Source organism: Williamsia sp. MIQD14 (genome assembly GCF_051025635.1).
In the GTDB taxonomy this organism is placed as follows: domain Bacteria; phylum Actinomycetota; class Actinomycetes; order Mycobacteriales; family Mycobacteriaceae; genus Williamsia_A.
The window spans coordinates 1,660,040-1,671,004 of sequence record NZ_JBPFDG010000001.1; the positions used below are offsets into that span (position 1 = coordinate 1,660,040).

The following is a 10,965-nucleotide window of genomic DNA, read 5'->3' on the forward strand; positions in this document are numbered from 1 at the left end:
CCTATCTCGACGGTACGCCCGTACCACCCGTCTCGGGGAGGAGCCGACGTCAGTGTGCGCGCTCGGAGGAGAACCGGACGGTCCTGTTCCCGCCCGCCTCCTTCGCGGCGTACATGGCCAGGTCGGCGTCGCGGAGCAGATCGTCGATGGTGCGACCGTCACCCTGTGGCACCAGGACGTGACCGATGCTCGCACCAACACCCATTGTCCATCCGTCGAGTTCGAGGGGGCGCGAGAGCGCGACGTGGACGGCGTCGGAGACGACGTCGGTGTCGGCGGCAGCGCCGGCGAGCAGCACGACGAACTCGTCGCCGCCGACCCGACCGACCTGGCATCCCTCGGGAACCACCGCACGAAGTCGGTTCGCGACCTCGCGCAGCACGGCGTCGCCGATCGAGTGGCCGAAGGTGTCGTTGATGGTCTTGAGGTTGTCGAGATCGACGTAGAGGACGGCGATCGGCCCGCGTTCGGCCGACGCGACGGTCTCGGTCAGCACCGACACCACGTGCAACCGGTTGGGCAGGTCGGTCAGCGAATCGTGTGTCGCCTGATAGGCGAGTTGCGCGGCGGCGGTCCGCTCGGCGGTGATGTCGGTGAACGAGGCGACCAGGTGGGACAACGGGTGGTCGTCGATGAGCGCCGAGGTGCCGCGCAGCCACACCTGGGTGCCGTCGGGACGGGTGACGCCCAGGAGGAACCGCGTGGGACGGCCGGTACGTGAGGTGATCACGTGGGGCAGGTCGGCGTGCGACACCGGGCGGCCGCCGGCGTCGACGACGGTGATGGCGCCCACCAACTCTCGCGGCAGGTCGCGACCCACCACCGCGACCGGGTCGACGCCCAGTGCGCGTGCCGCGGCCGCGTTGATCGACTGCACGATGCCGTCGGGGTCCTGCACGACGACACCTTCGGCGAGAGTGGAGACGACACTGGCGAACTGGTGCTCGGCGGCCGCCGCGGCGCGTTCGGCGGCGCGTTGGGCGGAGAGGTCGCGGAGGACCGCGAGGTAGGCGCGTCGGCCCTCCCACAGGGTGAGCACCGAGCGGGACTCGACGGGGGTCTGTCGGCCTCCGATGCAGCGCAGCGTCATCTCGGTCGGCGTCGACGGCACACCCTCCACCTCGAGGGTGGCGATGCGTTCGCGCAGGGCGCCCAATGACCCCTGGTCGACGAACTCGGAGAAGAGATGGCCGACGACCTGGCCGGGGGACTGCGCGCCGACGAGACGGAGGGCGGCGGGGTTTGCGAACACCAGTCGGCGTCCCTCGTGCACGACGATCGCGTCGGGGCTGTGGTCGATCAGGATCTTGTAGTGACGGTCCGGATCGGTCACCCTCGTGTCTCCCCCGTCGCGCCACGCTCACCTGGTGCCGGTGCTCGTCCCACCGACCGGAGGAGTCTATCCGACCGTCAACAGGCGATGACAGTGCTCAAAAAATGTGCAGTCCGGATAATTGCGCATTGTTGATATCGAATTCTTGATGCCTTCTTTTGTGTTGTCGCGCCCTGTGTATCTCAATGGTTGTCGGGGAGGTCTTTCCCCGACCCGCGACGACGAAAGGTGTCACCGAAATGATCACGAACAGTGGCGCGAACAATGTGGACATAGTCGGCGTCGGAGCCGTCACCGGATACGGGTGGGGCACCGATGCGCTCTGGCACGGCGTCTCGGGCGGCAAGCCGGCCGCGGTCCTCCATCAGGGTTCCGCCTACTCCAGCGACGACGGGATCTGGCTCGCGAAGGTGCCCGACGGCGGCGATCCGGCCGATGGTGGCAGCCGATTCGCCCAGGCCATGCGGGCCGCGGCGCGCGAGGCGATCGACGACGCGCACGCTCGCGGGTGGATTCCCGGACGACGTGTGGGGTTGTTGCACGGCGTGGTCCTCGGGGACACCGAGGACTGGCGGTCGTTCCACCTCGACGATCACGGTCACCGACGCATCCGCGATTACATGGGCCTGCTGCCCTCGACGCCGATCTCGACGCTCATGCAGGAATTCGGGTTCCACGGTCCGGCGATGAATGTGTCGGCCACGTGCAGCTCGGGCAATGTCGCACTGATCACCGCGAAGATGTGGCTCGACGCGGGAATCGTCGACGACGTCGTGTGCGTCGCCACCGATCTGTCGCTCACCCCCGAGAACGTCGACCATTTCGTGCGTCTGGGGGCGGGGGTCGTTGATGCCGAACCGCTCGACGCCTGCCGCCCGTTCCAGGAGGGCAGCCGGGGATTCGCGATGGGGGAGGCGTCGATAGGGTTCGTCGTGAGCAGGCGTGGTCCGGCGCGCGGGTACCTCAGCGTGCTGGGGGGCGCGATGTCGCACGACGGATTTCACGTCGCCTCGGTCGCGCCCGATCACCGGGAGATCATGCGCTGCGTCGCCGACGCCCTCGGCGACGCAGGCGTCGCTGCACGCGACGTCCGCTATCTCAACGCTCACGGTCCGGGTACCGCACAGTGCGACGCCGCCGAGACCGCGATCCTCGCCGAGATGTTCGCCGTGTCGCGGCCCGCGGTGTATTCGATCAAGCCGCTGACCGGGCATTGCCAGGGAGCGGCGGCAGCGGTCGAGATCGCCGCGGCCGCGCTGGGCACCGAACACGGCGTGGTCCCGGCTCCCCCGCAGGTCGCCGCGGCACACCCGCAGCTGCTCGACGGTGCGACGGCGATGGTCGACGGCATCACGGTCAAGCCGTCGCTCGGCATGGGCGGCCACAACTCCGTCACGGTGCTCGCGCCGGCGGGGTGACCATAGGGCTCGACTGACATGGGGCTCGGGTGACATCGCACAACCGCCCTCAACCGGTGTTGAGGAAAATGCCCTGATCCCGACGCCTCCATGGTGACACATCACAGTGAGCCAGCTCACTCGTTGCCGTGATCGAACGTACCCTCGCGAATGTGACGGCGGGGTCGGGGGGGCGTGGATACCTTTCGCACGGCGTACGAACTGGGGGCACCCGGCTTCCACGGCGCCGGATGAATTCCCTGAAAGGCTCTACATGAAGACCACTCGTGGACTCCACCGTCTCGCGATCGGCTGCGTGTCGATCGCCGCCGTCGCGGGACTCGGTGCGGGACTGGCCGGACCGGCCACCGCGGCACCGTCGGTGCAGCAACTGACCGACACCATCAAGCAGGGGGCGAAGAAGCCGACCAAGGCCGCGCCCAAGGTCCAGCAGCAGAGCGCGACCGCGAACCGCTCGATCACCACCAACGCGGTGGCGGGGCCGTTCACGGTTCCCGATGGGACCGCCAGCACCGCGTCGGACACCGTCGGCTTCGGTCCCCAGCAGACCAACTTCGGCAACGCGTTCGGCTACGCCATCCAGAACCCGAACGCCGGTCCCCCCGGCGCCAACGACTTCGGCTGCAAGCCGAAGTCGGGGCAGCGTCCGGTTGTCCTGCTGCACGGGACCTGGGAGAACGCCTACGACAACTTCGCGCGGATGTCGCCCGATCTGAAGGCAGCGGGCTACTGCGTCTTCACGTTCAACTACGGCAAGCTCAACATCACCAACGGCGGCGGCGTGATCTCGTTGATCCCGGGCGCCAACGGCACGGGTGACATCCCGACCTCGGCCGGACAGGTCGCCACCTTCGTCAACCGCGTCCTCGCGGCCACGGGCGCATCGAAGGTCGACATCGTCGGGCATTCGCAGGGCGGTGTGCTCGCGCGCCAGTACCTCAAGTTCAACGGTGGGGCCACCAAGGTGCAGAAGCTGATCACCCTCGGCGCAACCAATCACGGCACCACGCTTCTCGGTATCGGGTCGCTCGGCCGCAGCATCAACAACCTCGGCATCGATGTGCTCGGGTTCGCGCAGCTCCCCGTCGGTGTCTCCGGCATCCAGCAGGTCGTCGGATCGGACTTCATCAACAAGGTCAACGCCGGCGGCGACACCCTCCCGGGGATCGACTACACGATCATCCGCACCACCTATGACGAGGTGACCACCCCGTCGGAGTCGACGTTCCTCACCGCCGGCCCGGGAGCCACGGTCAAGAACGTCACGTTGCAGGACGGGTGCCCGATCGATCTGTCCGATCACCTGTCGATGACCTACTCGACGAGGGCGATCTCGATCGTCAAGAACGCACTCAACCCCGCGAGCCCGGTGGTCTGCGCCAAGAGCGGACCGCTCGTCAACTGACACAGCACCTCTCACACAGACGGGCGTCGGACGCGTACAGCGTCCGGCGCCCGTTCGTCACGTGATGGGTTGTGTCACTTCACGAGTCCGGTGCTCTTCAGCCATTCCCAGGCGACGTCGGCGGGATCCTGGCCGTCGATGTCGACGCGACCGTTGAGATCCTGCATCAGATCGTCGGTGAGACGCTCCGAGATGTCGGCGATCAGCGGCGCGAGCTGCGGGTACTCCCGGTTGATCGACGCGCGCACCACGGCGGTGCCGCTGTAGGGGAGGAAGAACTTCTGGTCGTCGGTGAGGACCGTGAGAGCGAGGTTCTTCACCCGGCCGTCGGTGGTGTAGACCTCGCCGAAGTTGCAGGGCGCGCTCTTGGCGGTGGAGGTGTAGATGACACCGGCGTCCATACGTGTGACGTTGCCCGCCGGCACGCCGTCCGGTGTGCCGTAGGGGATCCCGTACTTCTTGAGCATCGGCAGGAATCCGTCGGAGCGCGAGAAGAACTCGTCGTCGACGCAGAAGGTGCGGTCGGCCACGGGGAGTTTCGCGACCTCCGACAGCGACGTCACGTTGAGCCGCTTCGCGGTCGGGCCGGAGGCGGCGAACGCGTAGGTGTCGTTGAAGTTCGAGGGTGGCAACCACACGAGGTCGTTGGTCGACTTCTCGATGTCGCGCACCTTCTCCCACAGCAGGGTCGGGTCGGCGATGGTCTCGGTCTGATTGTGGTAGGTGACCCACCCGGTTCCGGTGTACTCCCACAGGATGTCGGCGTCACCGTTGAGCTGGGCCTGCCGCGACGACGCCGAGCCGGGGGCGCCGGTGAGGTCGGTGACCTTCGCGCCCGCCGACGACAGGTACGACGCGGTGATCTTGCCCAGGAGCACACCCTCGGTGAAGCTCTTCGACGTCACGGTCAGCTTCGCGCCCTCGAGTGGCGTCGCGCCGTCGGCGAGGCTGCCGGTGGTGAAGGTGCCCGAGGAGCTGACGAGACCGCAGCCGGTGACCGTCAGCAGTGTCGCCGCGACGACGGCGACCGCGGCGCGGAACCGTCTCCGCGGCCCGGTGACCCGGGGTGTGCTCTGGGCCAGAGAAGTTTTCGGGGTCGGCAGGATCGTCGGGGTCATGCGAGTCCTCGTGGTGTCGCGACGAGCTCGACGAGGCGGCCGAGCCAATCGATCGTGATGGCGAGCAGGCCGACCAGGATGGCCCCGGAGACGAGCAGTTTCGGCAGGAAGAGGGTGACGCCGGTGGTGATCAGCGTGCCCAGGCTGGGCGCGCCGATGAACGTGCTCAGCGTGGCCGTACCCACGAGGATGACCAGCGCGGTGCGGACGCCGTTGAGGATCACCGGCACGGCCAGCGGCAGTTCCACCTGTACGAGGGTGCGCAGCCCGGAGTAGCCGATCCCGCGCGAGGCCTCGATGGTGCGCTGATCGACCTGTCGCAGACCGATGATCGTGTTCTGGAGGATCGGCAGGATCGCGTAGACCACGAGTCCCAGGACCGCGGTGCGGAACCCGGTGCCCAGCCAGAACGTGAACAGGACGATGAGTCCGACCGCGGGGGCGGCCTGACCGATGTTGGCGATGTTGACGACGAACGGGCTGACACGCCTGGCCTTCTCGCGGGTGAGCAGGATGCCCAGAGGGATGGCGATCACCACCACCCACGCCGTGGAGATGAGCGTCAGCTCGATGTGGTCGAGGATCGTCGACTTCAGTGTCGACCACGCGAGCGATGCCTGCTCGGTGGTGCTGAACGTCGTCGACCGGTACCAGATGATGTAGCCGATCAGCACCACGACGATGATGAGCGGCTCGAACCAGACGTCGGTCGGGATGCGGCGCAGGCGTTTCACGACGCCGCGCCGTCCTCGTGATCGACGTAGCTCTCGGTGTCGGTGTCCGCGCGGGCGTCGGCGAGTTGGTTGCGGATCACGTCCATCACCACCGCGATGGTCAGCGTCCCCTGCACCGCCCCGCGCCCGTCGGTGACGAGGACGCCACCCTGGCTGGCGGCGAGCATAGAGTCGAGCGCGTCGTTCAGGGTTGCCGACCGGGCGACGACCGGCAGGCGATGGTCGACGTAGTCGGAGACGACGTCCTTGGTGAGCAGTTCGTCGATCGAGGGCCACGAGCGCGGGGTGCCGTCGTCGTTGACCACCACCACCCAGGTGTGGCCCTCGGCGCGCGCCTGGTTCACGACCTCGCGGGTCGCCTGGCCGACCCGTGCCCGCAGCACCGGGTTGTGCGGGACGTCGCGCACGCGCGAGAGGGTGAGGTGGGCGAGAGTGGCGCCGGACCCGACGAACTCTTCGACGAACGGTGTCGCGGGGCTGGCCAGGATCTCCTCGGGCGTCGCGTACTGCTCGATGCGGCCGCCCTCGGAGAAGATGCACACCTTGTCCCCCAGCTTGGTCGCCTCCTCGAAATCGTGCGTGACGATGGCGATGGTCTTGCCGAGTTCGTGTTGGATCGCGATGAGGCTGTCCTGCAGCCGGACTCGGGTGATGGGGTCGACGGCTCCGAACGGCTCGTCCATCAGCAGTACTGGTGGATCGGCGGCCAGCGCGCGGGCGACACCCACACGTTGTTGCTGTCCACCGGACATGTCCTTGGGCAGACGGTCGGCGAACACGTCGGCGTCGAGGCCGACGAGGTCGAGCAGGTAGTCGGTGCGCTCGGCGATCTTCTTCTTGTCCCAGCCGAGAACCCGCGGCAGCGCGCCGACGTTCTTCTTCACCGACCAGTGCGGGAACAGGCCTCCGGACTGGATGACGTAGCCGATCGATTGACGCAGCTTGTCGGGGTTCTCGCCGGTGACGTCGCGTCCGTCGAGGAGGATCCGGCCGGCGGTCGGCTCGATCAGCCGGTTGATCATCTTGAGCGTGGTGGTCTTGCCGCAGCCCGAGGGGCCGACGAACGCGACGATGTCGCCCGCGGCGATCTCGAGGTCGAGCTTGCGCACCGCGGGGGTCGCGGTGCCGCGGTACTGCTTGACGACACCGTCGAGACGGATCGGCACCCCGGTGACCGTTCGCGACGGCTCGCTACCGGCAGATGGTGCTGTCATGAGAGTCCCTTTGCGATCGTGAGGCGCCCGAGGAGCACCAACAGGGCGTCGAACACCAGGGCGATGACGACGATGAGAACCGTTCCGGTGAGGGCCATCTCGAGGGCGTTGGCGCCGCCGAGTCGGGCCAGACCGTTGAAGATCAACGATCCGAGCCCGGGGCCGAGTACGTAGGCGACGATCGCGGCCACGCCGACGATCATCTGGGTGGACACGCGGATGCCGATGAGGATGATCGGCCATGCGATGGGGAGTTCGACGGTGAACAGGATCCGCCAGCGCGACAACCCGATTCCCTGCGCGGATTCGATGACCGTCTCTGGCACCGACCGCAGCCCGACGATGGCGTTGCCGATGACGGGCAGCGCGGCGAAGAACGCCAACATGAAGAACGAGGGCAGCACGCCGAGCCCCAGCGGGACGATCAGCAGTGCGAGCAACGCCAGCGACGGGATGGTGAGGGCCACACGGCTCGTGGTGAGGGTGAGGGCGGAGACGAACGGGAGGCGGTAGACGGCCACCGCGATGACGACGGCGACAACCGAACCGACCACCAACGTCTGCAACGCGAGTGATGCGTGTTGATAGGTGAGGAAGGTGAGGAGCTCACCCCGGCCTCGTAGGTAACCCCAAAGGTCCACTGGCATCCCATCGTTCGTGCGACCGCAGCGCGTGCCGCGTCCGACAGGGGTCGACGGACGGCGGTGGGGTGCCGTGGGCGAGTTGCGCAACCGTAACCGACATCGCCGGGTTCGCGGGGCCGCTTGCGTCGCGTCGAGGGCGGCGCGGCAAGGCGTGGTGTGCGAGAACCGGTGTCGTCACCAGCGGGGACGCGAGGCACGTCACCGCAGGTCAAGGATTTCGATCATGCAGGGTCGAAATCCGTTGTGCGCGGGTGCCGGGGGCTTCAGCAGAACGAATATAACAGCGCTCACGCGCCGGGGGCGCTCGAATCGGCAGGGGCGACGGTGCGCAGGAACGCGAGCTGGTCGGCGACGACGGAGCTGAACAGCGGCTCGACGTACGGGTCGAAATGGCCGCCCTCGTAGCTCAGCACGGTGGCGTCGGGGATCGCGCGGGCGGCTCGCGTCGCCGCGGCGGCGGGGGCGATGGTGTCACCGAGGGCGACCTGGATCAGCGCCGGACATCGGACACGCGACGCCGAGCGGGCCGGCGAGTAGAGGCCGATCCGCAGGGCGATCCGGGCGGCCACCGTCTCGGGGTGGTCGCCGCGACGCAGCCCCGATTCGGTGACGAGACGCTCGAAGGCCTCCTCGGCGCCGGGGGCGGACATCACCGCGGGCGAACCCTCCGGCCCGATCGAGGGGACGTACCGCGGCGCTCGGTGGAGCGCGGCGGCGACGGTGTCGGCCAGCGCGCTGGGCGCGATCCGCAGTGCTCGTCGGATCCCGGTGGCACGCACCGCGGCCGGCCCGCTCACGTGGGGCACCTGGGCGATGATCGCCGCCAGCCGTTCGCCGGAGCCGGCGGTGGTGATCACGTGACCGCCGGCGAACGAGGTGCCCCACGCGACGACGGTGTCGGGGTCGGCGACGTCGACGGTGCGCGCGAACGCGATCGCCGCGCGCCAGTCGGCGAGTTGCGAGGCGACGTCGAGGAGCTGGCGCGGCTCGCCCTCGCTGTCACCGAAGAAGCGGTAGTCGAACAGCACCACGACGTAGCCCGCGGCGGCGAACACGTCGGCGTAGGCGGGCAGACGTAGCCCACGGACCCCGGCGAACCCATGGGCCATCACGACGACCGGTGCGCGGCCGGCCGGGGTGGCCCTGTTCGGTCGGTAGACGGTGGCCGCGCAGGTCACGCCCGCCGAGACGAACGTCTCCTCGGTGCGGGTGTACTCGGTCTCGGTGGGCACGACGTCGCCTCTCGGTCGTTTCTTGAGTGCAGTTCAAGGGAAGCTACCGGTTTCTTGAACGTGGATCAAGTAAGGTCGCCGGATGCCTGCGAACCGTCGACCGCGCGCCCGTGCGGAGAAGCGCGACGAGATCGTGGCGGCCGCGCGAACGCTGTTCGTCGCCGACGGCTACGAGGTCACCGCGGTGAGCCGGATCGCCGCCGAGGCCGGCGTCACCACCAACACGGTCTACTGGTACTTCGCGGACAAGGACCACCTGCTGGTGGCGGTACTCGAGCAGTTGTTGGCCGACGCGCTCACCCGTTACGAGTCGGTGGTCTCCGAGCCGTTGTCGGAGAAGATTCTGTTCGCCGTCACGGAGTTGTCGTCGATGCACGCCCTGGTCGACACGGTGCATGCGCGGCGGGCGTCGTCGCCGGTGATCGACCAGTGGCACACCGCGTTCCACGATCTCGCCGACGCGCTGACCCGGGCCGACCTCCCCGATGAGAACGCGCAGGCGGCGAGCGCGATCATCGCCTTCGTGGTGGAGGGGCTGCTCACCCATCCCGGTGACGAGGCCGGTCGACGGGCGATCGTCGAGCTGCTGGTGTCGCGCCTGGTCAGCGGATGACGATGATCGCCAGGTCGATGCCGGCGATCACCATCGTGGCGTAGAACGGCGCGCGGCCGGGTGCGCGTGTGCAGACCGCCGCCATCACCACGACGACGACGAGCGCCACCCACTGCCATGCCCCGCGCTGGGTGGCGAGCACCCCGATCAGCGTGGCGCCCACGAGGAGCGCGGCCGCGACCACGGGAATCCTGTTGTGGCCCAAACGATGCGGAAGTCCATGCATCCCGGTGACCGCGTCGTCGTCGAGATCGGGGAACACGTTGAGCAGGTGTGCTCCGACACCCAGGAGCGCGGCCATCGCCACCACCCATGCAGGGGGGAGGTCGCCGGACCGGGACGCGAGACCGACCGCGATCGGTACCGATCCGAAGGCGAGCAGGTAGGGCACCCACGAGAAGACGGTCCGTTTCACGCCGAGGTTGTAGGCCAGTGCCGCGCCGACCCCGGCGACGAGGTGCACGGTTCCCGCCGCGAGGCCGCACAGCAGTGACGCGATGACGCACACCGCGGCCGCGATGACCGTGGCGGTACCGACGACCCTGTCGGTGACGGTGCCCACCACGAGCGGCTTGTCGGTCCGGTGCACGGCGATGTCGGTGTCGCGGTCGATCAGATCGTTGGTCCACCCCACCACCAATTGCCCGGTGAACACCGCGATCGCGAGGGTGACCACGACGGCCGGTGCGACGTCACCGGTGGCCGCCAGCACCGTGGACAACGCGGTGACCGCGACCGCCGGCGGCAGGTGCCCGGCACGCGAGAGTGCGACGACGTTCACCATCCGCGGCGTGGGCGACGGCGGGCAGGGGTCATCGCCCGACGGTAACCGTCGGCGACCATCGTGGCGGCCTTTGTCAGAACGGCGGTGGGTCGTCTGCTTCCGCCTCGCGCACGGCCTGCTGTTCGGCGGCGCGGGTGCGGCGGTTGTGTTCGCGTTCTGCTTGTCGGCGGGCGTGTTTGTCGGCCAGGCGTGGTCGGCGTCTGGTCGGTGCAGGCTCGGTGTCGCCCGGGGCCGTCGTGTCGGTGGGTGGGGCGTGTTCGGGGGCGGTGAATCGGATGTCTTTCAACGCGGGGAACAGGTCGGTGCCGTCGAATGCGGGGCCATCGACGGTGAGGCCTTCGGGAGTGACGATCACCCGCTCGGTTCGGCCGTCACGGCTGGTGGTCTGGTCGTCGAGGAAGGCGGTGTGGGTTTTGAGGTTGTGGTGGAACCGGCATTTCGATCCGGTGTTCCCCGGGCAGGTCTGCCCG

Annotated in this window: 10 protein-coding genes and 1 pseudogene; 3 read left to right on the top strand and 8 right to left on the bottom strand. The window is 68.4% G+C overall.

Features of this window, described 5'->3' with window-relative positions; genetic code table 11:
- Positions 1-49: 49 nt before the first annotated feature.
- On the bottom strand, positions 50-1,333 hold the full coding sequence (locus ACQ7HM_RS07490) for a diguanylate cyclase domain-containing protein (RefSeq protein ID WP_434215567.1): 1,284 nt from the start codon (positions 1,331-1,333) through the stop codon (positions 50-52).
- Between the two features lie 239 nt (positions 1,334-1,572).
- Here ACQ7HM_RS07490 and ACQ7HM_RS07495 point away from each other — a divergent pair, with 239 nt between their 5' ends.
- Positions 1,573-2,751: a beta-ketoacyl synthase N-terminal-like domain-containing protein gene (locus ACQ7HM_RS07495; RefSeq protein ID WP_434215568.1), complete on the top strand. Its 1,179-nt coding sequence runs from the start codon at positions 1,573-1,575 to the stop codon at positions 2,749-2,751.
- Between the two features lie 253 nt (positions 2,752-3,004).
- Entirely contained in the window at positions 3,005-4,156 is a 1,152-nt protein-coding gene (locus ACQ7HM_RS07500) for an esterase/lipase family protein (RefSeq protein WP_434215569.1), read from the top strand.
- A 74-nt stretch (positions 4,157-4,230) separates the two neighbouring features.
- On the opposite strand, the gene ACQ7HM_RS07505 is transcribed toward ACQ7HM_RS07500, so the two are convergent.
- The 5 genes from ACQ7HM_RS07505 to ACQ7HM_RS07525 form a co-directional block, all read right to left on the bottom strand.
- Positions 4,231-5,274 carry a glycine betaine ABC transporter substrate-binding protein gene (locus ACQ7HM_RS07505; protein WP_434215570.1) on the bottom strand — a complete coding sequence of 348 codons (1,044 nt, stop codon included), beginning with the start codon at positions 5,272-5,274 and terminating at the stop codon, positions 4,231-4,233.
- Positions 5,271-6,008 carry an ABC transporter permease gene (locus tag ACQ7HM_RS07510; protein WP_434215571.1) on the bottom strand — a complete coding sequence of 246 codons (738 nt, stop codon included), beginning with the start codon at positions 6,006-6,008 and terminating at the stop codon, positions 5,271-5,273. The genes ACQ7HM_RS07505 and ACQ7HM_RS07510 overlap by 4 nt, the downstream gene beginning before the upstream one ends.
- Entirely contained in the window at positions 6,005-7,222 is a 1,218-nt protein-coding gene (locus ACQ7HM_RS07515; protein WP_434215572.1) for an ATP-binding cassette domain-containing protein, read from the bottom strand. The genes ACQ7HM_RS07510 and ACQ7HM_RS07515 overlap by 4 nt, the downstream gene beginning before the upstream one ends.
- Positions 7,219-7,869 carry an ABC transporter permease gene (locus ACQ7HM_RS07520; RefSeq protein WP_434215573.1) on the bottom strand — a complete coding sequence of 217 codons (651 nt, stop codon included), beginning with the start codon at positions 7,867-7,869 and terminating at the stop codon, positions 7,219-7,221. The genes ACQ7HM_RS07515 and ACQ7HM_RS07520 overlap by 4 nt, the downstream gene beginning before the upstream one ends.
- Positions 7,870-8,153: 284 nt before the next feature.
- Positions 8,154-9,098 (bottom strand): alpha/beta hydrolase, encoded by a 945-nt coding sequence (locus ACQ7HM_RS07525; protein ID WP_434215574.1) that lies wholly within the window; start codon positions 9,096-9,098, stop codon positions 8,154-8,156.
- A gap of 82 nt (positions 9,099-9,180) precedes the next feature.
- Here ACQ7HM_RS07525 and ACQ7HM_RS07530 point away from each other — a divergent pair, with 82 nt between their 5' ends.
- A complete protein-coding gene (locus ACQ7HM_RS07530; RefSeq protein WP_434215575.1) occupies positions 9,181-9,711 on the top strand; it encodes a TetR/AcrR family transcriptional regulator in 531 nt (176 codons plus the stop codon).
- On the opposite strand, the gene ACQ7HM_RS07535 is transcribed toward ACQ7HM_RS07530, so the two are convergent.
- The gene (locus tag ACQ7HM_RS07535; protein WP_434215576.1) at positions 9,701-10,495 is read right to left on the bottom strand and encodes a UbiA family prenyltransferase; all 795 of its coding nucleotides are present in this window, start codon (positions 10,493-10,495) and stop codon (positions 9,701-9,703) included. The genes ACQ7HM_RS07530 and ACQ7HM_RS07535 overlap by 11 nt on opposite strands.
- A gap of 73 nt (positions 10,496-10,568) precedes the next feature.
- Positions 10,569-10,965 (bottom strand): annotated as a pseudogene (locus ACQ7HM_RS07540) (HNH endonuclease); the annotation flags it as partial.